The organism is Methylobacterium sp. ARG-1, assembly GCF_001262595.1.
GTDB classification, from domain to species: Bacteria; Pseudomonadota; Alphaproteobacteria; order Rhizobiales; family Beijerinckiaceae; genus Methylobacterium; species Methylobacterium brachiatum.
In genome coordinates, this window is record NZ_LHCD01000010.1 from 110,504 (window position 1) to 134,328 (window position 23,825).

The following is a 23,825-nucleotide window of genomic DNA, read 5'->3' on the forward strand; positions in this document are numbered from 1 at the left end:
CTCGGCTATTGGCGCTGATACTGGTACCCGCTGGTGGGAGAGTGTGATGCGTACGGAATCCGGGCCGGGGAATACGGGCGTGGAGGCGGTGGAGATCCGCGACGCCAGCCTCATGGCCTTCTACCGCTCCATGACCTCGACGGAGCGGCACACTTTCTGGGCATGCGCCGCCGGCTGGTGCCTCGACGGCATGGACTTCATGATCTACCCGCTGGTGATCGGGACGATCATGGCCCTCTGGCACGTCGATTCCGGCACGGCCGGGCTCGCCGCCACCGTGACGCTGCTCGCCTCGGCGCTCGGCGGCTGGCTCGCGGGCTTCATCGCCGACCGGATCGGCCGGGTGCTCACCCTCCAGATCACCATCCTGTGGTTCTCGGTGTTCTCGCTGCTCTGCGCCTTCGTGCAGAATTTCGAGCAGTTGCTCATCGCCCGGGCGATCCTGGGACTCGGCTTCGGCGGCGAGTGGGCGGCCGGCGCCGTACTGATCGGGGAGACCATCCGGGCCGAGTATCGCGGCCGCGCCGTCGGGTCGGTCCAGTCCGGCTGGGCGATCGGCTGGGGCATGGCGGTGCTGGCCCAGGCGGTGACCTTCTCCCTGCTGCCCCCCGAGATCGCCTGGCGCTGGATGTTCGCGATCGGCGCGCTGCCGGCCCTGCTGATCTTCTACCTGCGCCGCTACGTCCAGGAGCCGCAGGTCGCCGCCGAGACCCGGGCCCGGGCCATCGCCACCGGCGACCGGCCGAAGATCTGGGAGATCTTCTCCGGGCCGATCCTCAAGACCACCCTGCTCGCCTCGCTGGCTGCGGCGGGCTGCCAGGGCGGCTATTACGCGATCACCACCTGGGTGCCACGCTTCCTGACCACCGAGCGGGGCCTGTCGGTGGTGTCCTCCACGGGCTATCTCGCCGCGCTGATCATCGGCTCATTCGCCGGCTATCTGGTCGGCGCCTGGCTCGCCGACCGGCTCGGGCGCCGGCCACTGTTCCTGATCTTCTCGCTCGGCGCCATCGCGGTGATCGTCGCCTACACGCAGATCCCGCTCTCCAACAGCGTGCTCTGGGTGCTGGGCTTCCCGCTCGGGTTCTTCGCCTCGGGCTACTTCTCCGGGATGGGCGCCTTCCTGACCGAGCTCTACCCGACCCGCCTGCGCGGCTCGGGGCAGGGGTTCTGCTACAATTTCGGCCGGGGCGTCGGCGCCCTGTTCCCGGCGCTCGTGGGCTATCTCGCCGAGCGCGCCGGCCTCGCCTCGGCCATCGCGATCTTCGCGGCGATCGCCTACGGGATCTTCTTCCTGGCGGCCTTCGCGCTGCCCGAGACCCGCGGCCGGGTCCTGCACGCGGATACCTGACCATGCCGGAGATCCGAGACTGCCCCGCCCCGGATCCGCATCCGGGCGGCCCGACCCGCTACCGGGTGCCCGCCGGCGCGGTCGACACCCACGCCCACGTGATCGGCCTGCCGCCGGCCTATCCGCTGGTGTCCGACCGCAGCTACACGCCCCCGGCCGCCCCGGCGGACCGGTATCTGGCGATGCTCGACGCCACCGGCATGGCCAACGGCGTGCTGGTCCAGGTCAGCGTCCACGGCACCGACAACCGGCTGATGGTGGAGACGCTCCGGGCCAACCGGAAGCGCCTGCGCGGCATCGCGGTGATCCCGCTGGGCCTCCCCGACGCGGAGCTCGCCGCCCTGAAGGAGGCCGGGGTGGTGGGCCTGCGCCTCAACGTGCTGTTCGGCGGCGGGGTCGGCCTCGACGCGGTCGAGGCCTACGGGGCGCTCGCCCGGGAAATGGGCTGGCACCTGCAGTTCCTGCTCGACGCCCGCGACCTGCCGCCCATCGCCACGCGCCTGGCGCGGCTGCCGGTGCCCCTGGTGTTCGACCATATGGGTCACATGCCGGCCTCGGCGGGGGTGGAGCATCCGGGCTTTCAGACCCTGCTCGGCCTCGTGCGCGACGGCCATTGGGTGAAGCTCTCGGGCGCCTTCCGGGATTCGGTCGCCGGACCGCCCTATGCCGACACGATCCCGTTCGCCCGCGCCCTCAACGACGCCGCCCCCGAGCGCTGCCTCTGGGGCTCGGACTGGCCCCACGTGGCCGCCTGGGACGGGCCGCCGCGCCTGGCCGACCTGCTCGACCTGATGGCCGAGTGGGTGCCGGACGCGGACCGGCGCCGCCGGCTCTTCGTGGACAACCCGCGCCACCTCTACGGTTTCGAATAGGGGATGTCAGACCCGCAGGTCGACGCGCTGGCCCTGTCCGGCAGGTGCGGGCGGACCGGAGGCGGCGCCCTGGGCGGTCTCCGCCACGAGCCCGGCCACGGCCTTCTCGGCGGCGATCTGCTGGCGTGCGACCGCGGTGCCGATCGCCTGGTTCTGTGACGATGCCAGCATCCGGCTGGCGGTGGCAGCGAGAGCGCTCATGCGCCCCTCCTACGCGCCGCCCGTGAATCCGGCGTTAGCCGGATCCGCCGCTTTTGAGCGAATGCATGCACGGACCGGGTTCCCAAAGGGCTGAGCCCTTTGGCGGGGTTCAGGGGCAGAGCCCCTGAAGAGAGCAGGGCTCCACCCTGCACCCGCAAAAGGTCCGCGACTTCGTGCAGCGCTAAAAACTCGGCGGCGTGCAGGCGCTGACCAGCTCGCACGGGATGGGGCCGACGCAGCGGAACCGGTGCGGGCGGCGGCTGTCGAAGCTGTAGGCGTCGCCGGGGCCGAGGATGCGCCGCTCCTCGCCGACCGTGACCTCCAGGCGCCCGGACAGCACGATGCCGCCCTCCTCGCCCTCGTGAGAGAGCGGCACCCGTCCGGTATCCGCGCCGGGCTCGTAGCGCTCCTTCAGGATCTGCAGCTTGCGCCCGAACAGGCTGTCGCCCACCTGCCGGAACGAGATCGACCCCTTGGCCGCCTTGCGGCCGATCTCGGTGAGCTCGTCGGCCGCGAAGAACGCCTTGCGCTCCGGCTCGGGTTCGAGGGCGAAGAACTCGGCCATGCCGATCGGCACCCCGTCGAGGATCCGCTTCAGGGCGCCCACCGAGGGGTTCACCCGGTTCGCCTCGATCAGCGAGATCGCCGAGTTCGTCACCCCGGCCCGCTTGGCCAGCGCCCGCTGCGACAGGCCGTGACGGGCCCGCACGAAGCGCAGGCGCGCGCCGACATCGATGCTCATTCGCCCGGGCCCCGTTTCAGGTGTTGAGGATCCCGCAACGGTGGCACCCGCGGCCCCGATTCTGCAAGGGCTTGGCGGCGATCAGAAAAGGACTTGTTGCCCGATCCGCCAGGGTGTCCCCTGGAGAAACCTTCGCCCCGGAGTGCCGCCCATGACCGACCATCCCCTGCGCAACACGCCGTCGCTCGACGCCTTCTGGATGCCGTTCACCGCCAACCGCCAGTTCAAGGCGGCGCCGCGGATGCTCGTGGCCGCCGAGGGCATGCACTACACGGCCGATGACGGCCGCACGGTCCTGGACGGCACCGCCGGGCTCTGGTGCGTCAATGCCGGCCACGGGCGTCGGGGGATCGCGGCGGCGGTCGAGCGCCAGCTCGCGACGCTCGATTTCGCCCCGACCTTCCAGATGGGCCACCCGATCGCCTTCGAATTCGCCGAGCGGCTGGCCGAGATCGCCCCGGGCGGGCCGGACCAGCGTCTCGACCGGGTGTTCTTCACCAATTCCGGCTCGGAATCGGTCGACACCGCCCTCAAGATCGCGCTCGCCTACCAGCGGGCGATCGGGCAGGGGACCCGGACCCGGCTGATCGGCCGGGAGCGCGGCTATCACGGCGTCGGCTTCGGCGGATTGTCGGTGGGCGGCATCGTCTCGAACCGCCGGGTCTTCCCGCAGCTCAACGGCACCGACCATCTGCGCCACACCCATGATCCGGCCCGCAACGCCTTCGTGAAGGGCCAGCCCGAGCACGGGGCGGAGCTGGCCGACGACCTGGAGCGGCTGGTGGCGCTCCACGGGGCCGAGACCATCGCGGCCTGCATCGTCGAGCCGGTGGCCGGCTCCACCGGCGTGCTGATCCCGCCGCAGGGCTATCTCGAGCGGCTGCGCGCGCTCTGCACGAAGCACGGCATCCTGCTGATCTTCGACGAGGTGATCTCCGGCTTCGGCCGCCTCGGCGCGCCCTTCGCCACCGATTATTTCGGCGTGGTGCCGGACCTCGTCACCAGCGCCAAGGGCCTGACCAACGGCACGGTGCCGATGGGTGCGGTGTTCGCGAGCCGCCCGGTGCACGACGCGCTGATGAACGGCCCGGACGGGATCGAGCTGTTCCACGGCTATACCTATTCCGGCCATCCGGTGGCCTGCGCAGCCGGCCTCGCGACGCTGGACATCTACAGGGAGGAGGGGCTGCTCACCCGCGCCGCCGACCTCGCCGACGATTGGGCGGCGGCGATGCACGACCTGCGCGGGCGCAAGAACGTCATCGACATCCGCACCATCGGGCTGATCGCCGGCATCGAGCTGGCGCCCCGGCCCGACGCCCCCGGCAAGCGCGCCTATGAGCTGTTCGTGGATTGCTTCCAGCGCGGCCTGCTCACCCGCGTCACCGGCGACATCATCGCCCTGTCGCCGCCGCTGATCCTGGAGCGCGGCCAGATCGGCGAGATCGTCGAGGTGCTGGGCGCGGCCATCGACCGGGTGGCGTGAGGGGCGGGGGCGGCGGACCGCTCACCTGCACCATCGGTCCCCTCCAATAATACCCGCGACGCGGGGGAGGGCGGCGCCGGTTGGCCTTGAAGCCTAAAGGTGACGGCCGCATCTGCCGCTCAACCTGGATGTAAGCCAGGTCGAGAGGATGTGCATGTCGAACACCGCCCTGATCGTCGGCGCCAGCGGGATCGTCGGGAGCGCCACCGCGGCGCGGCTCACCGAGGAGGGCTGGCGCGTCGCGGGGCTCGCCCGCAAGCCGGTGGAGATGGCGGGGGTCGAGCCCGTCGTAGCCGACCTGCAGGATCCGGCCTCCCTGGAGACGGCGCTGGCCGGCCTCGCCCCGAGCCACGTCTTCCTGGCGACCTGGCAGCGGCGCCCGACCGAGGCCGAGATGATCCGGGTCAACCGGGCCATGATCGAGAACCTGCTCGACGCCCTGCGGCCGCAGAAGAGCGTCCGCCACGTCGCCCTGGTGACCGGGCTGAAGCACTATCTCGGCCCGTTCGAGGCCTACGGGAAGGGCACCCTGCCGCAGACGCCGTTCCGCGAGGACCAGGGCCGGCTCGACATCGAGAACTTCTACTACGCCCAGGAGGATGCGGTCTTCGACGCCAGCGCCCGCGACGGCTTCGCCTGGAGCGTGCACCGCCCGCACACGATCATCGGCAAGGCGGTGGGCAATGCCATGAACATGGGCACGACGCTGGCCTGCTACGCCACCCTGTGCCGGGAGCTGGGGCGCCCGTTCATCTTCCCGGGCTCGGCCGCGCAGTGGAACGGGCTGACCGACATGACCGACGCGCGGCTGCTCGCCCGCCAGTTGCTCTGGGCCTCCACGGAGCCCAAGGCCGCCAACGAGGCGTTCAACGTCGTCAACGGCGATGTCTTCCGCTGGAGCTGGATGTGGGGCCGGATCGCCGACTGGTTTGGGATCGAGGCGGTTCCGTTCGACGGCACGCACCGGCCGCTGGAGCCCCGGATGGCGCAGGACGGGCCGGCCTGGGCGGAAATCGCCAAGCAGCACGGCTTGGCCGAGCCGGACCTCGCGAAGCTCGCATCGCCCTGGCACACCGACGCCGATCTCGGCCGACCGATCGAGGTCGTGACCGACATGAGCAAGAGTCGGCGGCTGGGTTTTTCGGTGTATCAGCCCACCGATGACGCCTTCTACGACCTGTTCACCCAGCTCCGGGCGGACCGGCTGATTCCCTGAGGGGGGCACGCACCGCCGGATGAGGCACAGGTTCCCTTCCGTGCGGGCTAGGATGTTCTCGCATCACCGTGTGCGAGCCGCGACACGCCCTTCTCCCGCACGGGAGAAGGGCCCTGCGCTCCATGCGAAAGACCGGAGCCTCAGCCTGGTCGCCGCTCCGTCCCGCACCATTCGGCCACGAACAACGCCATCGCGGTGGTGCAACGCTTCACCGAAGCGAGGCTCACCCGCTCGTCGAAGCCGTGGATGTTCTGCGAGGTCGGGCCGTAGCAGAGTGCCGGCACCCGATCGTAGAGGGCGTGAACGCGGGTATCGAGATAGCCTGCCGTCATGAAGCTCTGAAGCGGTGAGCCGATCGCCCGCTCGTGGGCGCGGCCGAGCACGGCCTCGGCCTCCGAGCCTTCCTCCAACACGTAGCCCTCGGCGAAGAAGCCGTTGAAGACCACCCGCGGCGGGCTGTTCGCGAGGAACGGGTCGGTGCGGGAGAAGGACGCGACCGCGGCCTCGATCTCGGCGGCGGCCTGCGCGGCGGTCACGCCGGGGTAGATCGCGACTCGGCAGTGGATCCGGCACCAGGCCGGGACCGAGGAGGCCCAGTCGCCGCCCTCGATCTTGCCGATGTTGAGGTTGATCGGGTGGTCCTCACTCTCGAAATGCGGGTGCGCCGCTTTCTCAGCGTTCCAGCGCGCTTCGAGCTCCCGCAGGGCGCCGATCACCCGGTAGGTCGCGTCGATGGCGTTGGCGCCGGCGCCCATCTCGCGGACATGGACCGGCACGCCCCGGACTTCGACCGTGAACCAGAGCACGCCGGTATTGGCGCGCACGAGCTTCTCGTCCTCGGGCTCGGGGATCAGCACGGCATCGGCCCGGTAGCCACGCAGATGGGTCGCGAGCGCGCCGTTGCCGGTGGATTCCTCCTCGACCACCGACTGGATCGTCACCGCGGCGGCGGGCTGGAGGCCGAGCCGGGCGAGCGCGTCGAGGGCGAACAGGTTGGCGGCGTGCCCCGCCTTCATGTCGCCGCCGCCGCGGCCGTAGAGCCAGTCGCCCTCGATCACCGGGTCGAAGGGCGGATGGGACCAGAGGTCGAGGGGGCCGGGCGGCACCACGTCGACATGGGCCTGGAGGATCAGCGAGCGCCCGGTCTCAGTCTGCGGACGGTGGTGGCAGACGACGATCGGCGCGTCCGAATGGTGGGCCTCATCGATCTTCGAGCCGCCCGGATGGGCCGCGATGGCGGCCCGGTCCATGGCGAAGCGCTCGGTGGCGTAGCCCCGGGCCCGGAACGCGCCGAACACGTAATCCTGGCAGGCATGCTCTTCGCCGCGCAGGGAGGCGAACCGGACCAGGGCCTGCGTGTGCGCCACCTGGTCGGCAAACCCCTCCGCCACAGAGGCTTCGATCTCGGCGGCGAGGGCAGGGTCGAGGGTGGATGGGACGACCATGGGATCTCCAGGTTCGGGATGGGGAGGAGGCGCCCGGCCGCGGGCGCGTGTCAACGGCCGCATCTTCCGTGCCGAAGCGAACCTGTGCGGTCGTCGCGCGCGCAGCACCACACCCGTGGGATACGCCCCAGTCCGGGATCGCACGCTGTCCTGGGTTTTTCGCCGCGCGCGCTCTGCGCAGTCGCGCCCCGCGGTCGCCCGCCTGCGCCCAGGAACCTTGGCGTTGCCAATGGCTTAGCCTATCTGAAAGCTGTCTTCGCCCATCTATCGAGGTCGTACATGCGTATCGGTCTGGTCTCGGTCCTGTCGGGGCTCCTTCTCTGGACCGCCGCGCCGCCGGCGGCGCGGGCGGATGTGCTCATCAGCGTCGACAAATCCTCCCAGCGGATGGAGGTCTCGGTCGACGGGCAGCCGCGCTACACTTGGCCGGTCTCCACCGGGGTCGAGGCCTACGACACTCCGTCCGGCTCCTATCGGCCGTTCCGGATGGAGCGCACCCACTTCTCGAAGGAGTGGGACGACGCGCCCATGCCGTTCGCGATGTTCTTCACCACCCAGGGCCACGCGATCCACGGCACCAACCACGTCCGCAGCCTCGGCCGCGCGGCCTCCCATGGCTGCGTGCGCCTGTCGGTGCGCAACGCCGCGACCCTGTTCAACCTGGTGAAGGCGCAGGGCATGAACCGGACCCGCGTCCAGATCGAGGGCGCGGATGCCGTGGTGGCCGAGCGCGCCGTGCGCAGCCGCCGGGTCGCCCGGAGCCGCGATCGCTACGCACCGGACGACAGCCTGGCCGATCTCGACCAGATGGGCCGGCGCACGCTCCCGGCCACTTACACCCGCACCGTCGTGCGCCCGGCCTACGTGCCGGTGCCGGGCTATGGGTATCCCGTCGAGGTCGATGTGGCGGATGGCTGGTAGGGTGGGGGCTCGGCAGGTCCTTCCCACCCACGCCCTCATCTGGAGGCAGCGTCCTCTTAGGCGCCCTTTTGCGCGGCCGAGCGATCCTCGATCGCTCGGCGCCTGGGAATGAGCGGAGGGTTTGGGATACGCGCTTCCGCCCAACACATTGCGTCGTCTGGGCGCGGCCACCCACCCCGTCCAACCGGACCATTGCCGCGGCAGGCATCCCGGCCTAGCTCAAGCGCGGCCCTCAGAGGCTGCGCGGCGCCCGCCGCGATCGTCATGGATGGAGACTCCCCCCGATGCCCTTCGCTTTCAGCCGGCCCCTGCCTCTCGCCGCCCTCGCGCTGGCCGCTTCCACCGTGGCGGGTCATGCCCTGGAGGTGACGCGCTCGGCCGACATCGCCGCGCCGCCGGCCAAGGTCTGGCAGACGATCGGCGAGTTCTGCGGCATCGGCGACTGGCACCCGGCCATCGAGAAGTGCGTCCTGTCCGACAAGGACGGCATGAAGGTCCGCACGCTGAGCCTGAAGGGCGGCGGCACCCTCAAGGAGGAGCAGGTCTCCCGCGACGACAAGGTGATGAGCTACACCTACACGATCCTGGAAGGCCCGCTGCCGGTCTCCGACTACAAGTCGACGCTGGCCGTCGCCCCCGAGGGCACGGGCTCCAAGGTGACCTGGAGCGGCACCTTCAACGCCAAGGGCGCCCCCGACACCGTGGCGGTCGACGCCATCCAGGGGATCTACGAATCGGGCCTGAAGGCGCTGTCGGACAAGGCCAAGTAGGACGCTCTCACCCGCGCGGGCCGAAGGCGCGACGCGCCCCCTCTTCCGCACGGGAGAGGGGACCTGCACCCTCTGCGGGAAGGTCAGGCGCGTCTCGGCTTCGGATCAAGGCCCAACTGAGCCCCGGATCACACCGAACGCGATGCGTGATCATCACAGCGCGCAGCCATGCCGCCGGGGCGATTGACCCACTGCCAAGCTCGGCTCAAAACCCCGGCGGCGCAGCCCGTGCGCCGCAACAGGATGATCGCCGTGCCCGCGTCCCGTCTCCCGATGCGTCTCAGTCTCGTTGTTCTCGCCGCCGCGACTTTGGGTGCCTGCCAGCAGCGCGCCGCCGCGCCCAAGATCTCCGAGCCCTCGCCCGTCGTGCCGGCGCCGCTGGCCCTGCCGACGGGCAACGGCTGCGGTCCGGAGATCGCGCGCACCAAGGCCATCGTCGACAGCGACGTGGCGACCGGCAACCTCAACAAGCCGGTGGGCGAGCGCTTCAACGCCGACCTCAGCCAGGCCGCCGCGGAATGCGCCGCCGGCAAGTCCGGCGAGGCGCTTCACCTCCTGGCCGCCGCCAAGAGCCGTTACGGATATCGCTAGAGCATCATCCCGAAAGGTGGACGCCGGCTTTCGGAAAAGATGACGCGAAGCGCAGTCTGAGCGCGGGACTTAGCAGGGCTCCGCCCTGCACCCGCACAAGGTCCCGGACCTTGTAGATCCGGGACTCAAACAATGAACAGCAGGTTCAGTCCCGCCCGACGAAACCCGTCGTCGGTGATCTTCAGGTCGAGGCCGTAGGACGCGATGTCGTCCGCCACCGGATCGAGCGCCGGCGCCCGATGCTGGTGCAGGTGCTTGATGTAGCTGTGGCAGGTCGTGCAGGTCTCGACCTGGACGTCCTTCGACACCTCGTCGAGCCCGTAATAGCTGATGCCCTCGCCGGAGCCGCAGGCGGTGCAGCGGATCCTGACATGGTTCCACAGGGTGCCGCAGACCGAACAGCTCAGGTACCGGGCCTTGTCGGCTGGGGTCCAGCTGACCACCACGCTCGCCACCGGCGCGCCGCCGCAGCACGGGCAGACCCCGTCTGCCACGGGCTTCAGGGTCTTGGCGTCGAGGCGGGCGGCATCCTGCGCGAAGCGGACCTGCAGGGCCGCCCCGACGAACACGCATTCGGCGATCCGCTCCACCGGGAGCGCGCCTTCGACGACCTGCACGGCCAGGTCGAGCCGGTCGGCCGGGGACGCCGCCAGCAGGCTCGCCCGCGCCGCCTGGGACGCCTCGGGCGACACCGACAGGTCGAGCTGTTGCAAGAGGGCAATGAGGCAGGCGTCGAAGCCGGCATCGGTCTCGAGCCGCTGGCGTGACAGGGGCGGCATGCCATGCTCGGCGCGCAGGGCCATGTCGGCCGCCGCTGTGGCCTCGGCGGCCGGGAACGCCGCCTGGACCGAAGCCTGTGCCCGGGCGACCTCGGCCACGAACAGCAGGTAGGCCTCGAGCGGATGCCCCGGCGCCGCCGCGGTCAGGCGCGCGGCCCGGTCGGCGAACAGCGTCCCGGGATCGGGCAGCCGCACGAACGGGACCGAGCCCGAGATCCCGATCTTGTCGGGATCGGGCTTCAGCTCGCTGAAATCCCGCCGCCGGGGCTTCGGATCGGAAGCGGCGGGCGTCGTCTCGGCCGGGACCGCGGCCTTGCGCCGGAAGAAATTGGCCACGCCTCAGGATCCGCGCTTGTCGACCGAGCCCCGGCGCACCTTGGAGCCGGCGATCTGCCGGAACCACTTGCGGTGATGCCGGTAGGCCCAGCCACCCGTCACCGTGCCGCGCACCATCGCCCGGCCGGTGCCCCGCACCCAAATACCGGCATAGATGTGGACCACGATGATCGCGATGGCGATCACGGCAGCGAGCGAGTGGGCGAGCAGCGCCCAGCGCTGGGTCTCGATGGTGGTCAGCCCGCCGAAATAGGTGTTCCAGATCACCAGGCCTGTGACGAACATCACCCCGATCAGCGCAGTCTGGCCCCAGAACACGCCCTTCTGGCCGGCATTGTACTTGCCGAGTTCCGGCAGACGGTCATCCCGGTTGGTGACCACGTCGCCGATATGCTTGGTCCACTCAACATCGTCCTTGTTGGGGATGTTGAGCTTCCAGAAGCGCACGAACAGGAAGAAGAAGCTCACCGCCAGGGCGACGCCGAACCAGGGATGAATCGCCCGGGTCGCCTGCCCGCCGCCGAACAGGCCGGTCAGCGAGAACAGGTAGGGCGTGAACATCGCCAGCCCCGAGAGGGTCAGCAGGGTGAACAGGATTGCGGTGATCCAGTGGTTCACGCGCTGAACCCCGGTGTAGCGCGGGACGTACATCACCTCCGGCGCCTCGGACCTGGCGTGATGCAGCGGGCGGGAATCACCGTCCCGGATATCGTTCTGGCTCGTCATCGGCCTTCTCGCGCCTGACGTGGCGCCGGCCCTGCGCCGCAGCGGCGGCGAGGGCTGGCTCTGGAATTTTAGATCGGGCGGCCCGTCGAATCTACGCGATCGCAGGACCGGCCGCGGATGCCCTTCCCGTACGGGAGGGACAGGGTGAGGGGTTCACTTGATCCGGAAAGACCGGGCCCCTCACCCCAACCCTCTCCCGCACGGGAGAGGGGGCCTGTCGCGTCTCTCGGGCCGCTGTGGCAGCCCGAGATCGGTATCAGTGCGGCCGGGCCTCGCCGCCGCCGCTCTCGCGGCGCTTGGCCTCGTCGAACTCGACCGCCTCTTCCTCCTCCTCGGGCACGACCTCGTTCGGGCCGGCCGTCACGTAGTGGAAGAAGCCCGCCACCGCGGCAAAGCCCATCGCGGCGAGCCCGAACACCTTGGCGCCGCCCTTCCAGAAGGCGACCAGCGGCGAGATCTTCGGGTCGTTCGGCAGGCCGGCATAGAGGCTCGGTTGGTCGGCGTGGTGCAGCACGTACATGACGTGCGTGCCGCCAACGCCGGCCGGGTCGTAGAGGCCGGCATGCTGGAAGCCGCGCGACTTCAGGTCTTCGACGCGGGTCTCGGCCTGCTCGATCATCGCCTGCTTGGTGCCGAACATGATCGAGCCGGTCGGGCACGCCTTGGCGCAGGCCGGAGCCTGACCCACCGCGACCCGGTCCGAGCACAGGGTGCACTTGTACGCCTTGTGGTCGGTCTGGCTGATGCGCGGGATGTTGAACGGGCACCCCTTCACGCAATAGCCGCAGCCGATGCAGTTCTCTTCGATGAAGTCGACGATGCCGTTGGAATACTGCACGATCGCCCCAGGGGACGGGCACGCCTTGAGGCAGCCCGGCTCGGTGCAGTGCATGCAGCCGTCCTTGCGGATCAGCCATTCGAGGTTCTGGGTCTCCGGGTTCTCGTACTCGGTGAACCGCATGAGCGTCCACGACTTCGGCGTGAGGTCGTGGGGGTTGTCGTAGACACCGCGATTGATGCCGATGTCGTCGCGCAGGTCGTTCCACTCTTCGCAGGCCGACTGGCAGGCCTTGCAGCCGATGCACTTCGACACGTCGATGAGTTTGGCGACCTCCACCTGGCGGCGGATCTCCGGCGGCGTCTCCGTGGAGGCGGAGCGCTGGCGGATATCGAGGGAGCTGTAATCGGCCATGATCTCGGCTCCCCTCAGGCGACCGCGTCGGACGGCGGCGTGGTTGGCTCGATATTCACGAGCCAGGCCTTGAACTCCGGCGTCTCGGTATTCGCGTCACCCACCACGGGCGTCAGCGAGTTCGGGTGCCATCCTTTCTTGGTCAGGCCCATGAAGCCCCAGTGCTGCGGGATGCCGACGACGTGGACGGGCTTGCCGTCGCAGATCAGCGGCTTGATCCGCTTGGTCACCACCGCCTTGGCCTTCAGCGAGCCGCGCTTCGACCAGACGCGGACCCAGCCGCCCTTGGTGATGCCCTTCTCCTTGGCCAGCTCCTCCGAGATCTCCACGAAGGCCTCCGGCTGGAGGATCGCGTTGATCCGGGCGTGCTTGGTCCAGCCGTGGAAGTGCTCGGTGAGACGGTAGCTCGTCGCCGCGTAGGGGAACTCCTTCGCGTCGCCGAGATCGGCCAGGTCGTCCTTGAAGATCCGGGCCGCCGGGGCGCCCTTGATCTTCGGGAACGGGATGTTGGCCATCGGCGATTCGAACGGCTCGTAATGCGTCGGGAACGGCCCGTCGCGCATGAGCCCCCGGGTCCACAGGCGGGCGACGCCCTCCTGGTTCAGGATGAACGGGCCGACGCCCTTATCGGGGGCGACGGTGACGCCGTAATCCGGCACGTCGAAGCCGATCCACTGCTTGCCGTTCCACTCGATGAGCTTCTTCTTCTCCGACCAGGGCTTGCCCTCCGGGTCGCAGGACGCCCGGTTGTAGAGCACGCGCCGGTTGGCCGGCCAGGCGAAGGCCCAGTTGGGGGCGATGCCGCGGTCGCCGGGATCATTGTTGTCCCGGCGGGCCATGGTGTTGCCCTTCTCGGTGTAGCAGCCCGAGTAGATCCAGCACGCGCAGGCGGTGGTGCCGTCGTCCTTGAGCTGGGCGAAGCCGTCGACCTGCTTGCCCGCCGGGATGATCGTCCCGTTGAGGTCAGGCGTCGGCGCCACCGTGTAGCCGTTGAGCTCGCGGGCGAGCTCGGTGGGCGTCGGCGACTCGGCGATGGCGTAGTCCCATTTCAGGTTGACGATCGGGTCCGGGAACGCGCCGCCATCCTTCTTGTAGGCCGCCTTCACGCGGAGAAAGATCTCCGACATGATCTCGATGTCCGACCGGCACTCGCCCGGCGCTTCCTGCGCCTGCCAGTGCCACTGCAGCCAGCGGCTGGAATTCGACAGCGAGCCTTCCTCCTCCGCGAACAGGGTGGTCGGCAGCTCGAACACCTCGGTCTGGATCTTGGTTGGATCGACGTCGTTGTACTCGCCGTGGTTCTCCCAGAACCGGGCGGTCTCCGTCTTGAGCGGATCCATCACCACGATGAACTTCATCTTGGAGAAGGCTTCCGTCATCTTGGCGCGATTCGGGAACGACAACAGGGGGTTGAAGCCCTGGATGACGTAGCCGGTCATCTTCCCCTGCTTGGCGAGCTCGAACCCACGGATCACGTCGTAGGTCGGCACGTCGAGCTTGGGCAGGTAATCGTAGGCCCAGTCGTTCTCCTTCGCCGCCTTGTCGCCCCACATCATCTTCTGGAACGAGACGAAGAACTTGTTGTAGTTCTGCCAGTAGCTGGTCTGGCCCGGACGCAGCGGCTTGAACTGCCGCTTGGCGATGTAGCTCGCGTAGTCCGGCTCCTTCTCCACGGGCAGGTTGAGATAGCCCGGGATCAGGTTCGACATCAGCCCGAGATCGGTCAGCCCCTGGATGTTGGAGTGACCGCGCAGGGCCTGCATGCCGCCGCCGAGCATGCCGATATTGCCGAGCAGGGTCTGGACGATGCACATCGACCGGATGTTCTGCGAGCCCTTGGAGTGGTGCGTCCAGCCGAGCGCGTAGAGGGAGGCCATCGTCCGCTCAGGGGAGGACGTGGTCGCCATCAACTCGCAGACCTTCAGGAAGGTCTCCTTCGGCGAGCCGCAGATCCGCTCCACCATCTCGGGCGTGTAGATCGCGATGTGCTTCTTCAAGAGCTGCATGACGCAGCGCGGATGCTGCATCGTCTCGTCGACCACGGCGTAGCCGTCGGGACCGATCTCGTAGTCCCAGGTGGTCTTGTCGTAGTCGCGCTTGTCGGCGTCGTAGCCGGCGAACAGACCCTCGCTGAAATCGTAGCCCTCACGGACCACGTAGCCCGCGTTGGAATAGGCCGCGACGTAGCGGTGCTGCAGCTTGTCGTTGTCGATCAGGTACTTCGCGACACCCGACAGGAACGCGATGTCGGTCCCCTGCCGGATCGGGCAGTACAGATCGGCCACCGACGCCGTGCGGGTGAAGCGCGGGTCGACGACGATGAGCTTGGCGTTGTTATGGGCCTTCGCCTCGACGACCCACTTGAATCCGCACGGATGCGCTTCGGCGGCATTGCCGCCCATCACGGTAATCACGTCCGCGTGCTTGATGTCCATCCAGAGGTTGGTCATCGCACCGCGTCCGAAGGAGGGCGCCAAACTGGCGACCGACGGACCGTGTCAAACCCGGGCCTGATTATCGAAGACCAGGGCCCCCATGCTTCGGACTGTCTTGTAGGTCAGCCAGGCCGTCTCGTTGGTGGTGGCCGAGGCGCCGAGGAAGCCCGTCGTGGTCCAGCGGTTGACCGTGAGCTCTTCGTTCTTGGCCAGGAAGTTCTTGTCCCGATCCTCCTTGAGGAGGGTCGCGATCCGGTCGAGCGCGAAGTCCCAGGAGACGCGCTTGAACTCGGAGGTGCCGGGGGCGCGGTAGAGCGGGTACTTCGTGCGGGTCTCGGAATGCACGAAGTCGAGCAGCGCCGAGCCCTTCGGGCAGAGCGTGCCGCGGTTGACCGGGTGATCGGGATCACCCTCGATATGCATCACCGAGGAGCGCGCGTTCTTCGAGCGGTCACCCAGGCTGTACAGGATGACGCCGCACGCCACCGAGCAGTACGGGCACGTGTTGCGCGTCTCGCGCATCTGCGCGAGCTTGAAGGGCCGCACCGCGGCCGCCATGGCCGGCTGGAGGCCGCCGAAGCCGAGTGCGCCGAGCGAGCCGCCCGCGAGGCCGGCGCCGGCCCCTTTGAGCAGGCCACGCCTAGAGACCTGGACCGTCATCTCCGCTCCTCAAGCGATCTGGTATAATTCCAGGGTGTCCCAAAAAAGCGTGCACGAGGCAAGTGCGATTGGGTGACACAGCGCGCGGCGCCGTCGTCTTTTAGCCGGCACGTTCGAATGCCGGCTATCATCCTGGGAAACCAGATCTTTTCGGGCGGCGGATTATTTGGCGGGCGCGGCCGGGTTGTGTCCGGAGGGGCCGCCCGTGCGGTGGTCCAGCGGCGCCTGTGGCTCGGTCCCGGTGGAGTTGCCGGTATCGGCGCCGGGGACCGGCCGATTGGTGTTCTCGCCGATCGACTTGCCGCCCGGATTCGGCGCATCCTTGGCCGCCGACTGCTCCCGGGGCACCGGCGCCTGGCTCCAGCCGTCCTGGGCACTGCGTGACTTGTCGCCCATCGCGTCAATCCCCTTGATCTCGCCGGGCTTGGTCTGCGCCGAGGCGGGGCTTGCCGCCGCGACCGCCAGGAACGCCATCAGGGTCAGGGAAAGTGAGCGGGACAAGGGGCGGGTCCGATCTGTGTGAGAAGTCATGCCCGCCAACGTAGCCCCGGGGCGGCCAGTTCCGGTTCGCTGCGGCGGCCGCGTGACGGCTTCTTAACCAAGCCTTGCCACTCTCGAGGCTGGGATGTGCGGAGGAGTCGGGATCATGACGAAGACGCACCCGGAGCGTCCGTCCGAAACGGCAGCCTCCGCGAACGCGGGGTCGCTCGGCCCGAGCGTGCGGCGCCATCTCGGCCAGACCCTGCGCTCGGCCTATGCCGATACGCTGGTGGCCCCGATCAGCCAGCGGCTCGAAGCGCTGGTCCAGCAACTCGCCAAGCCCAAGCCGTAAGGCGCCCCGCGACGCAGCCCGGCGGAGCCCTTCCGGGTGAAATGTGCGCCAGCGCACGTGAGTTCGTTCTTTCTAAGAAACCCGGAAACACGCCGACATTCTTCTCCCAGCGCCGCGCGCGAGAGAAGATCCATGTCTTCTGCCAGGAGCGGACTCTGAGCACGCTTGCGTTCCGGGCGATTCCGCCGATCCTGCACCGCGACGATGCTGGCGCAGACACGTTCGGACGTCTTGACTTCGTTCGATAAAACGAACGATCCAAGGCGTTCCGGGCGTGTCTTCGTGTGGCGCGACCGTCGGCGGCTGGGGAGCGGGCGTGATGAAGAACGGTGCGGCACGGAACCGGGCCTTCCGGGCGGTCGGGCTGTCGATGCTGGTCGGCGCAGGCCTGCTCAGCGGCTTCCTGCCGGCCGCGGCCGAGACCGCTTTGCTCAACGTGTCCTACGACCCGACCCGGGAACTCTACCGCGAGATCAACGCCGTCTTCGTCGGGGAATGGAAGGCCAAGACCGGCGAGGCGATCACGGTGCGCGCCTCGCATGGCGGCTCGGGCGCCCAGGCCCGCACGGTGATCGACGGCGTCGATGCCGATGTGGTCACGCTGGGCATCCCGTCCGACATCGACGCCATCGCCAAGCTGACCCGCAAGATCCCCGAGGATTGGCGGACCAAGCTCCCGAACGAGGCCGTGCCCTACACCTCGACGGTGGTGTTCCTCGTGCGCAAGGGCAACCCGAAGGGCGTCAAGGACTGGGCCGACCTCGCCAAGCCCGACGTCAAGGTGATCACCCCGAATCCGAAGACCTCGGCCGGCGGCCGCTGGAATTTCCTGGCCGCCTGGGGCTACGCCTACGCCCAGGACAAGGACACCGCGAAGGCCGACGCCTTCGTGGGCCAGATCTACAAGAACGTGCCGGTGCTCGATACCGGCGCCCGCGGCTCCACCGTGACCTTCGCGCAGCGCGGGCTCGGCGACGTGCTGCCGACCTGGGAGAACGAGGCCTACCTGGTCCTGCAGGAATTCGGCGCGGACAAGTTCGACATCGTGTCGCCGCCGACCTCGATCTACGCCGAGCCGCCGGTGGCTCTGGTGGCCGCCAATGCCGAGCGCAAGGGCACCACCAAGGCCGCCCAGGCCTATCTCGACTTCCTCTACAGCGACCGCGCGCAGGCGATCTTCGCCAAGCACCATTACCGCCCGATCCGCCGCGAGGCGGCCGCGGCCGCCGACCTGGCGCAGCTCCCCGAGATCAAGCTGTTCAAGATCGAGGACATGCAGGGCTCCTGGGACGACATCCAGAAGCGGAACTTCGACGCCGGCGGCCTGTTCGACCGGTTGAGCCGGGCCGGCCGCTGAGGCGGGAATCATGGTCGAGACGCCGCGTCGCAAACGGACCTTCCGCCGTCCCAGCGTGATCCCGGGCTTCGGGCTCAGCTTCGGCTACACGCTGACCTGCCTCGGGCTCATCGTGCTGCTGCCGCTGGCCGGGCTGGTCGTGAAGGCGTCCGGCCTCGGCCTCTCGGGGATCTGGGACGTCGCCACCGATCCGCGCGTGGCCAGCGCCCTCAAGCTCAGCTTCGGCGTCTCGGCGCTCGCCGCGCTCACCGCCTCAGCCTTCGGCTTCCTGGTTGCCTGGGTCCTGACCCGCTACCGCTTCCCGGGGCGCAAGCTCGTGGACGCGGCGGTCGACCTGCCCTTCGCGCTGCCGACCGCGGTGGCCGGAATCGCGCTGGCCTCGCTCTACGCCCCCGACGGGCTGCTCGGCGCGCCGCTCGCCCGGCTCGGCATCCAGGCGGCCTATACGCCGGTGGGGATCTTCATCGCCATGGTGTTCATCGGGCTGCCCTTCGCGGTGCGGACCGTGCAGCCGCTGATCGCCGAGATCGACAAGGAGATCGAGGAGGCCTCGGCCACCCTCGGGGCCACCCGGTTCGCCACCCTGACCCGGGTGGTGCTGCCGCCGCTGATCCCGGCGGTGCTCACCGGTTTCGCCATGGCCTTCGCCCGCGGGGTCGGCGAGTACGGCTCGATCATCTTCATCGCCGGCAACCTGCCCTACGTCTCGGAGATCGCGCCGCTCCTGATCGTGATCAAGCTGTCCGAGTTCGATTACGGCGGGGCGGCGGCGATCGCCACGATCATGCTGGGCATCTCGTTCCTGACGCTGCTCGCCATCAACCTGATCCAGGCCTGGAGCCGGAGGCGCTTCGGCTATGTCTGAAATCTTCTCGCCGACCTTCGCGCCCGCCGCGCGCACGGAGCCGGTCGCCTCGGAAGGGACCGGCACGCGCATCGTCCTGATCGGGATCGCGATCGCGTTCCTGGCGCTGTTCCTGGTCCTGCCGCTGATCGCGGTGTTCACCCAGGCGCTGTCGAAGGGGCTCGACGCCTTCCTGGCGGCGTTCCGGGAGCCGGATGCCTGGAGCGCAATCCGCCTGACGCTGACGGTGGCGGCGATCGCGGTGCCGTTCAACGTGGTGTTCGGCCTGGCGGCGTCCTGGGCGATCGCCAAGTTCGAGTTCACCGGCAAGTCGCTGCTGATCACCCTGATCGACCTGCCCTTCTCGGTCTCGCCGGTGGTCTCGGGGTTGATCTACGTGCTGCTGTTCGGCTCGCAGGGTCTGTTCGGCGGCTGGCTGCTGAACCACGGGATCCAGATCCTGTTCGCCCTGCCGGGGATCGTGCTGGCGACCGTGTTCGTAACCTTCCCGTTCGTAGCCCGCGAGCTGATCCCGCTGATGCAGGAACAGGGCTCCGCTGAGGAGGAGGCGGCCCTCACCCTCGGCGCCTCGGGCCTGCACGCGTTCCGCACGGTGACGCTGCCCAACATCCGCTGGGGCCTGCTCTACAGCGTGCTTCTCTGCAATGCCCGGGCGATGGGCGAATTCGGGGCGGTGTCGGTGGTGTCCGGCCACATCCGCGGCCTGACCAACACCATCCCACTCCACGTGGAGATCCTCTACAATGAGTACAACTTCGTCGCCGCCTTCGCCGTCGCTACGCTCCTCGCTGTCCTTGCCCTCATCACCCTCATCCTCAAATCCATCCTCGAATGGCGCTTCGCGGGCGAGCTTGCGCACGGCCGGGCTCACTGATCGCCCGTCCACGGCGATCCGGGTCGAGGGCATCTCGAAGACCTTCGACACGGCCGCGGTGCTGCACGACCTGTCGATCGACGTCCGGGCGGGGGAGTTGCTCGGGCTGCTCGGCCCCTCGGGCTCGGGCAAGACGACGCTGTTGCGGATCATCGCCGGTCTCGACGCGCCGGACCGGGGCCGGATCCTGTTCGGCGACGACGACGCCACGGGCCTGGCCGTGCAGGAGCGGGCGGTGGGCTTCGTGTTCCAGCACTACGCCCTGTTCAAGCACATGAGCGTGGCCGACAACATCGCCTACGGGCTGAACGCGCGGCGGCGCGCCGAGCGCCCGGCCAGGGCCGAGATCAAGCGTCGGGTCGGCGACCTGCTCGACCTGATCCGGCTCTCGGGCTTCGGCGACCGCTACCCGTCGCAGCTCTCGGGCGGCCAGCGCCAGCGGGTGGCGCTCGCCCGGGCGCTCGCGGTCGAGCCCCGCGTCCTGCTGCTGGACGAGCCCTTCGGCGCCCTCGACGCCCAGGTGCGAAAGGACCTGCGCCGCTGGCTGCGCGAGATCCACGATCGCACCGGCCAGACCACGATCTTCGTCACCCACGACCAGGACGAGGCCCTGGAGCTGTCGGACCGCGTCGCGGTGCTCGACCGCGGCCGCCTGGAGCAGGTCGGCACCCCGGACGAGGTCCAGGAGCACCCGGCCTCCGCGACCGTGATGAAGTTCCTCGGCGACCACGTCGAGGTCGAAGCGCTCGCCGAGGGCGGCCGCGTTCTGGTGCGCGGCCGGGAGACGCCGGTGGCGGCGCCCGCCGGGATCATCGGCCCGGTCAAGCTCTACGTCCGGCCGTGGCAATTGCAGCTCGCCGAGCCCGAGGCGGCGCATCTCTCCGGCACCGTGCGCAGCTCCTACCGCAGCCAGGGCCGCCAGCGCATCGAGGTCGCCGACGACCAGGGCCGCGTCCTGGCGGTGGAGGATTTCGACGGCGTCCGCTACCCGGCCGGCCATCCGGTCGGCCTGCGGATCAACGGCGGGCATGTGTTCGGGTGAAGCTCGTCAGACACCGCACATCCGCCTAGGCTCCAGCCCATGACGACCCCGAATCGCACCGCCCATCCCGACGTTCTCGCGGCAATCGGCCAGACACCGCTGATCCGCCTGCGCCGGGCCTCCGAGGAGACCGGCTGCGCGATCTACGGGAAGGCCGAGTTCCTCAATCCCGGCCTGTCGGTGAAGGACCGGGCGGCGCTCGCCATCGTGCAGGATGCCGAGGCGAAAGGCCTGATCCGGCCGGGCGGGACCATCGTGGAGGGCACGGCCGGCAATACCGGTATCGGCCTCGCCCTGGTGGCCTCGGTGCGTGGCTACCGGACGCTGATCGTCATCCCGGTCACTCAGTCCGAGGAGAAGAAGCAGACCCTGCGGCTCGCGGGCGCGCGCCTCGTCGAGGTGCCGGCGGTGCCGTTCGCCAACCCGAACAACTACGTCCACGTCGCCCGGCGGCTGGCCGAAAAACTCGCGGCTACGGAGCCGGCGGGCGCGTTCTTCGCCGACCAGTTCGACAACGTCGCGAACCGTCAGGCGCATGTGGACGGGACCGGTCCCGAGATCTGGGACCAGACCGGCGGCCGGGTCGACGGATTCGTCTGCGCCGCCGGGACCGGCGGGACGCTGGCGGGCACCGCGGCGGCCTTGCGGGCCCGGAAGCCGGGCGTGCGCATTGCGCTGGCCGACCCAGAGGGTTCCGCCCTCTACGCCCACTACACGACCGGCACCCTGAAGGCGGAGGGCTCCTCGATCACCGAGGGGATCGGCCAGGGCCGCATCACCCGGAACCTCGACGGCTTCGCCCCGGACCACGCCTTCCGGATCCCGGACCGCGAAGCCCTCGACCTCGTCTTCGGGCTGATGCGGGAGGAGGGCCTGTCGCTGGGCGGCTCGTCCGGCATCAACGTCGCCGGGGCGATCCGGCTGGCGCGGGAGCTCGGGCCCGGTCACACGGTGGTGACGATCCTGTGCGACGGAGCGGCGCGCTACGCCTCGAAGCTGTTCAATCCGGCCTTCCTGACCGAACGGAACCTGCCGGTCCCGGACTGGCTGGAGGCGCCGCAGGATGTGTTGCCGGATTGGCACGCCTGAGAACTACCGCCTCATCCGGGCAATATCCTCACAAAAGCGTGGCCCTGCGTTGAACGGAACGGATTGTCGCAGCGTTTGAACGGTCACGCTCGCAACAGCGCGACCGTCCGGAGAGCCCGTTCTATGTCCCTCGTTACCATTCTCCTCATCATCCTGATCATCCTGGCCTTCGGCGGCGGCGGCTTCCTGGGCGGCGGCGCCTATCGCGGCCCGGGCTTCGGCCTCGGCGGCATCCTGCTGATCGTGCTGATCGTTTTGCTGGTCACCGGCCGGCTCTAAGCACCGCACACCCTCTCGGACGCAGGGCCCGCCGGACCGGATCCGGTCCGGCGGGATCGTCCGCGACGGCCGCGCCCTACCGGCAGGCGATCGCGACCAGGGCGGGGGCCAGAGCGCCGGGCCCGCCATCCGGGCGCGGCTTTGCCTCGGCGATGCCCTGGCCGGCCAGGAAGGCCGCGACCGCCTGGGCCGGTACCAGGGCCAGGCGCGCGGGCGGAACGATCCCGGCGACCCGCCGCGGGGCCGTTGGATAGCGGGCGACGAGCCCGACGAGATGGCCCGACCGGTCGAGAACCGGCGCGCCGCCCGCGCCCGGCTGCAGCGGCGAGATCACGCCGCCCGTCACCGCGTTGGCCGGCGCGGCCAATCCCCCGTCTTGCCCTGGGGCCAGGGCGATCAGAGCCTCGTCAGCCGCGGGCGGATCCGCCCGCACGGACAGGCGCGCCGGGGCCAGAATGCCCGACGCCTCGAGCAGCGCGAGCCCGGCCGGATCGGTGGCCAGCACCCGAGCCGATGACGCGCCGATGCGGGGCGCAGCGCAGCCCTCCAGCACCGCGGATGCGGTGAGCACGCGCCCCGGCGCGACCACGAGCCCGGTTCCGGCCCCCTCGGCGGTTGAACTGGATGCCCGTGGCGGCGGCGCCGCGGCGGCCGCGGACAATCCGCTCGCGGCGGGCTTCGGAGGCGCCGACGCGCCGGCCGTCGGGAACGGCTCGAAGGCGTTAGCCACGGCGATCACCACGCGGCCGACCTCCGCGGCCAGGGCCCGGTCGTAGCCGATCAGGAAGCCGCGCACGCCCTGGGGCCCGGCATCGTAGCGGATGTAGGACAGGCCGGGCCCGGCCTCGGCGGTGACCACCAGCGATTCCGGCCGTCGCAGCTTGTAGGTGACCTTGCGGTTGGGAAGCGGCGCGGTGGCCTGGTCGAACAGGCTGTCCAGGGTCTCGGTCCCGGGCGGGAAGGCCCGGGTCTCCAGGGTCACGCGCCCATCCGCGCTCTGCCAGCGAGTGCCGGATGGCAGGGCGGTGCGCTTCGACAGCAGGCGCTCGGGCACGCCGATCATCGCGCCGCTGGCGGGATCCGCGGCGATCCGGAAGCGGGCCGCCGCCCTGGCCGACTCGCCGGCCGCCAGCAGCGCCGCCCGGCCGCGCGGGTCGAGGGGATCGGCGCCGCCCGTCCGGGTCCGGTAGGCGCTCAGCGCGTCGAAGGTCCGGCGGCCGAACGCCCCCGAGACCACCGCGTTGAAGTCGCCGGTCCAGACCAGCGCGTCCTGGATTGCCTTGCGCTCCGCCTCGGGCAGCGCCTCGAACGCGGCTTTCGTCGCCTCGAGGGCCGGATCGGGCGCGGGCGGCCGGGCAGGGGACGCCGCCCTCGGCGCGGGCTGGGCCGGCCGGGCCGGGGCCGGACGGTCCTGGGCGAGGGTCGGACCAGGGGCCGTCAGGAACCCCAGCAGCAGCGTCGCCAGGAGCGGACGCGTCCGCCGGCCACGCGGCGCGGTCTCACGACCCGGTTCATGCCCTGCTCGACGCGAATCCATCGCCGTCCCCGACGCTCAACGCGGCAACCTTGGCAGAGGCCTCGACCGCGCGCCAGATCGAAGGCCCGCGGCCGGTCACGCGCAGGGAAATCTGCCCGTCCAGCGCCGCTCTCCCGTGCACGCGGCCGCGCGATGCGCTAGAGGGCAGGGGTCCGGCCTCGCGGGCCGGCCCGGATATCCGAATCGGGACTCGACTCGGACCTCCTGCCGGCCGCGCGCCGCCGCCA

Annotated in this window: 23 protein-coding genes; 14 read left to right on the top strand and 9 right to left on the bottom strand. The window is 69.8% G+C overall.

Going from position 1 to position 23,825, the window contains the following annotated elements; all coding sequences use genetic code 11:
- Positions 1-46: 46 nt before the first annotated feature.
- Together AKJ13_RS12320 and AKJ13_RS12325 are read left to right on the top strand one after the other, a co-directional pair.
- Positions 47-1,351: an MFS transporter gene (locus tag AKJ13_RS12320; RefSeq protein WP_007563181.1), complete on the top strand. Its 1,305-nt coding sequence runs from the start codon at positions 47-49 to the stop codon at positions 1,349-1,351.
- 2 nt (positions 1,352-1,353) lie between these two features.
- A complete protein-coding gene (locus tag AKJ13_RS12325; protein ID WP_050733595.1) occupies positions 1,354-2,223 on the top strand; it encodes an amidohydrolase family protein in 870 nt (289 codons plus the stop codon).
- 6 nt (positions 2,224-2,229) lie between these two features.
- Here the strand turns inward: AKJ13_RS12325 and AKJ13_RS12330 are convergent, their stop codons facing one another.
- Both AKJ13_RS12330 and AKJ13_RS12335 read right to left on the bottom strand, forming a co-directional pair.
- Complete coding sequence (locus tag AKJ13_RS12330) at positions 2,230-2,424, bottom strand: hypothetical protein (RefSeq protein ID WP_050733596.1); 195 nt, start codon at positions 2,422-2,424, stop codon at positions 2,230-2,232.
- 181 nt (positions 2,425-2,605) lie between these two features.
- Complete coding sequence (locus AKJ13_RS12335; RefSeq protein ID WP_050733597.1) at positions 2,606-3,166, bottom strand: cupin domain-containing protein; 561 nt, start codon at positions 3,164-3,166, stop codon at positions 2,606-2,608.
- A 151-nt stretch (positions 3,167-3,317) separates the two neighbouring features.
- Here AKJ13_RS12335 and AKJ13_RS12340 point away from each other — a divergent pair, with 151 nt between their 5' ends.
- Positions 3,318-4,652 carry an aspartate aminotransferase family protein gene (locus AKJ13_RS12340; RefSeq protein ID WP_050733598.1) on the top strand — a complete coding sequence of 445 codons (1,335 nt, stop codon included), beginning with the start codon at positions 3,318-3,320 and terminating at the stop codon, positions 4,650-4,652.
- 154 nt (positions 4,653-4,806) lie between these two features.
- Positions 4,807-5,868, top strand: a complete 1,062-nt coding sequence (locus AKJ13_RS12345) for an SDR family oxidoreductase (protein ID WP_050733599.1) — start codon at positions 4,807-4,809, stop codon at positions 5,866-5,868.
- Between the two features lie 140 nt (positions 5,869-6,008).
- Here the strand turns inward: AKJ13_RS12345 and AKJ13_RS12350 are convergent, their stop codons facing one another.
- A complete protein-coding gene (locus AKJ13_RS12350; protein WP_050733600.1) occupies positions 6,009-7,313 on the bottom strand; it encodes an ArgE/DapE family deacylase in 1,305 nt (434 codons plus the stop codon).
- A gap of 279 nt (positions 7,314-7,592) precedes the next feature.
- Here AKJ13_RS12350 and AKJ13_RS12355 point away from each other — a divergent pair, with 279 nt between their 5' ends.
- From AKJ13_RS12355 to AKJ13_RS12365, 3 genes are all read left to right on the top strand, one after another.
- Complete coding sequence (locus AKJ13_RS12355) at positions 7,593-8,234, top strand: L,D-transpeptidase (protein WP_050733601.1); 642 nt, start codon at positions 7,593-7,595, stop codon at positions 8,232-8,234.
- Positions 8,235-8,518: 284 nt separating this feature from the next.
- The gene (locus AKJ13_RS12360; RefSeq protein WP_050733602.1) at positions 8,519-9,004 is read left to right on the top strand and encodes an SRPBCC family protein; all 486 of its coding nucleotides are present in this window, start codon (positions 8,519-8,521) and stop codon (positions 9,002-9,004) included.
- 243 nt (positions 9,005-9,247) lie between these two features.
- A complete protein-coding gene (locus AKJ13_RS12365) occupies positions 9,248-9,595 on the top strand; it encodes a hypothetical protein (protein ID WP_050733603.1) in 348 nt (115 codons plus the stop codon).
- 125 nt (positions 9,596-9,720) lie between these two features.
- Here AKJ13_RS12365 and fdhE read toward each other — a convergent pair whose 3' ends face one another.
- The 5 genes from fdhE to AKJ13_RS12395 all read right to left on the bottom strand — a co-directional run bounded on the left by fdhE (position 9,721) and on the right by AKJ13_RS12395 (position 16,224).
- Positions 9,721-10,710 carry a formate dehydrogenase accessory protein FdhE gene (fdhE, locus tag AKJ13_RS12370; RefSeq protein ID WP_050733604.1) on the bottom strand — a complete coding sequence of 330 codons (990 nt, stop codon included), beginning with the start codon at positions 10,708-10,710 and terminating at the stop codon, positions 9,721-9,723.
- 3 nt (positions 10,711-10,713) lie between these two features.
- The gene (locus tag AKJ13_RS12375; protein ID WP_082316934.1) at positions 10,714-11,436 is read right to left on the bottom strand and encodes a formate dehydrogenase subunit gamma; all 723 of its coding nucleotides are present in this window, start codon (positions 11,434-11,436) and stop codon (positions 10,714-10,716) included.
- 256 nt (positions 11,437-11,692) lie between these two features.
- Complete coding sequence (fdxH, locus tag AKJ13_RS12380; RefSeq protein ID WP_050733605.1) at positions 11,693-12,628, bottom strand: formate dehydrogenase subunit beta; 936 nt, start codon at positions 12,626-12,628, stop codon at positions 11,693-11,695.
- A 14-nt stretch (positions 12,629-12,642) separates the two neighbouring features.
- The gene (gene fdnG, locus AKJ13_RS12385; RefSeq protein ID WP_082316935.1) at positions 12,643-15,723 is read right to left on the bottom strand and encodes a formate dehydrogenase-N subunit alpha; all 3,081 of its coding nucleotides are present in this window, start codon (positions 15,721-15,723) and stop codon (positions 12,643-12,645) included.
- A gap of 162 nt (positions 15,724-15,885) precedes the next feature.
- Positions 15,886-16,224 (bottom strand): hypothetical protein, encoded by a 339-nt coding sequence (locus AKJ13_RS12395; RefSeq protein ID WP_050733607.1) that lies wholly within the window; start codon positions 16,222-16,224, stop codon positions 15,886-15,888.
- A 145-nt stretch (positions 16,225-16,369) separates the two neighbouring features.
- Between AKJ13_RS12395 and AKJ13_RS12400 the strand changes: the two genes are divergently transcribed.
- The 7 genes from AKJ13_RS12400 (at position 16,370) to AKJ13_RS31345 (ending at position 22,061) form a co-directional block, all read left to right on the top strand.
- Positions 16,370-16,555: a hypothetical protein gene (locus AKJ13_RS12400; RefSeq protein ID WP_050733608.1), complete on the top strand. Its 186-nt coding sequence runs from the start codon at positions 16,370-16,372 to the stop codon at positions 16,553-16,555.
- A gap of 370 nt (positions 16,556-16,925) precedes the next feature.
- Positions 16,926-17,912, top strand: coding sequence for a sulfate ABC transporter substrate-binding protein (locus AKJ13_RS12405; RefSeq protein WP_244471590.1), 987 nt, complete (start codon positions 16,926-16,928; stop codon positions 17,910-17,912).
- Positions 17,913-17,922: 10 nt separating this feature from the next.
- Positions 17,923-18,777: a sulfate ABC transporter permease subunit CysT gene (cysT, locus tag AKJ13_RS12410; protein ID WP_050733610.1), complete on the top strand. Its 855-nt coding sequence runs from the start codon at positions 17,923-17,925 to the stop codon at positions 18,775-18,777.
- Positions 18,770-19,651, top strand: coding sequence for a sulfate ABC transporter permease subunit CysW (gene cysW, locus AKJ13_RS12415; protein WP_050733611.1), 882 nt, complete (start codon positions 18,770-18,772; stop codon positions 19,649-19,651). The genes cysT and cysW overlap by 8 nt, the downstream gene beginning before the upstream one ends.
- Positions 19,629-20,693 (top strand): sulfate/molybdate ABC transporter ATP-binding protein, encoded by a 1,065-nt coding sequence (locus AKJ13_RS12420; protein WP_230365302.1) that lies wholly within the window; start codon positions 19,629-19,631, stop codon positions 20,691-20,693. The genes cysW and AKJ13_RS12420 overlap by 23 nt, the downstream gene beginning before the upstream one ends.
- 39 nt (positions 20,694-20,732) lie before the next feature.
- Entirely contained in the window at positions 20,733-21,782 is a 1,050-nt protein-coding gene (locus AKJ13_RS12425; protein WP_050733612.1) for a cysteine synthase A, read from the top strand.
- Positions 21,783-21,905: 123 nt separating this feature from the next.
- On the top strand, positions 21,906-22,061 hold the full coding sequence (locus tag AKJ13_RS31345) for a hypothetical protein (RefSeq protein WP_007563230.1): 156 nt from the start codon (positions 21,906-21,908) through the stop codon (positions 22,059-22,061).
- Positions 22,062-22,137: 76 nt separating this feature from the next.
- On the opposite strand, the gene AKJ13_RS12430 is transcribed toward AKJ13_RS31345, so the two are convergent.
- Positions 22,138-23,598: a serine protease gene (locus AKJ13_RS12430; protein WP_050733613.1), complete on the bottom strand. Its 1,461-nt coding sequence runs from the start codon at positions 23,596-23,598 to the stop codon at positions 22,138-22,140.
- Between the last annotated feature and the right edge of the window lie 227 nt (positions 23,599-23,825).

What these genes read in the sequence shown, in the direction of transcription:
- cysT (WP_050733610.1), top strand. Translation starts at nt 17,923, where the DNA reads ATGGTCGAGACGCCGCGTCGCAAACGGACCTTCCGCCGTCCCAGCGTG.
- AKJ13_RS12425 (WP_050733612.1), top strand. Translation starts at nt 20,733, where the DNA reads ATGACGACCCCGAATCGCACCGCCCATCCCGACGTTCTCGCGGCAATC.
- AKJ13_RS12430 (WP_050733613.1), bottom strand. Translation starts at nt 23,598, where the DNA reads ATGGATTCGCGTCGAGCAGGGCATGAACCGGGTCGTGAGACCGCGCCG.
- AKJ13_RS12325 (WP_050733595.1), top strand. Translation starts at nt 1,354, where the DNA reads ATGCCGGAGATCCGAGACTGCCCCGCCCCGGATCCGCATCCGGGCGGC.
- AKJ13_RS12360 (WP_050733602.1), top strand. Translation starts at nt 8,519, where the DNA reads ATGCCCTTCGCTTTCAGCCGGCCCCTGCCTCTCGCCGCCCTCGCGCTG.
- AKJ13_RS12335 (WP_050733597.1), bottom strand. Translation starts at nt 3,166, where the DNA reads ATGAGCATCGATGTCGGCGCGCGCCTGCGCTTCGTGCGGGCCCGTCAC.
- AKJ13_RS12405 (WP_244471590.1), top strand. Translation starts at nt 16,926, where the DNA reads ATGCTGGTCGGCGCAGGCCTGCTCAGCGGCTTCCTGCCGGCCGCGGCC.
- cysW (WP_050733611.1), top strand. Translation starts at nt 18,770, where the DNA reads ATGTCTGAAATCTTCTCGCCGACCTTCGCGCCCGCCGCGCGCACGGAG.
- AKJ13_RS12350 (WP_050733600.1), bottom strand. Translation starts at nt 7,313, where the DNA reads ATGGTCGTCCCATCCACCCTCGACCCTGCCCTCGCCGCCGAGATCGAA.
- AKJ13_RS12330 (WP_050733596.1), bottom strand. Translation starts at nt 2,424, where the DNA reads ATGAGCGCTCTCGCTGCCACCGCCAGCCGGATGCTGGCATCGTCACAG.
- AKJ13_RS12320 (WP_007563181.1), top strand. Translation starts at nt 47, where the DNA reads ATGCGTACGGAATCCGGGCCGGGGAATACGGGCGTGGAGGCGGTGGAG.
- AKJ13_RS12345 (WP_050733599.1), top strand. Translation starts at nt 4,807, where the DNA reads ATGTCGAACACCGCCCTGATCGTCGGCGCCAGCGGGATCGTCGGGAGC.
- AKJ13_RS12365 (WP_050733603.1), top strand. Translation starts at nt 9,248, where the DNA reads ATGATCGCCGTGCCCGCGTCCCGTCTCCCGATGCGTCTCAGTCTCGTT.
- AKJ13_RS12355 (WP_050733601.1), top strand. Translation starts at nt 7,593, where the DNA reads ATGCGTATCGGTCTGGTCTCGGTCCTGTCGGGGCTCCTTCTCTGGACC.
- fdxH (WP_050733605.1), bottom strand. Translation starts at nt 12,628, where the DNA reads ATGGCCGATTACAGCTCCCTCGATATCCGCCAGCGCTCCGCCTCCACG.
- AKJ13_RS12400 (WP_050733608.1), top strand. Translation starts at nt 16,370, where the DNA reads ATGACGAAGACGCACCCGGAGCGTCCGTCCGAAACGGCAGCCTCCGCG.
- AKJ13_RS12340 (WP_050733598.1), top strand. Translation starts at nt 3,318, where the DNA reads ATGACCGACCATCCCCTGCGCAACACGCCGTCGCTCGACGCCTTCTGG.
- AKJ13_RS31345 (WP_007563230.1), top strand. Translation starts at nt 21,906, where the DNA reads ATGTCCCTCGTTACCATTCTCCTCATCATCCTGATCATCCTGGCCTTC.
- AKJ13_RS12375 (WP_082316934.1), bottom strand. Translation starts at nt 11,436, where the DNA reads ATGACGAGCCAGAACGATATCCGGGACGGTGATTCCCGCCCGCTGCAT.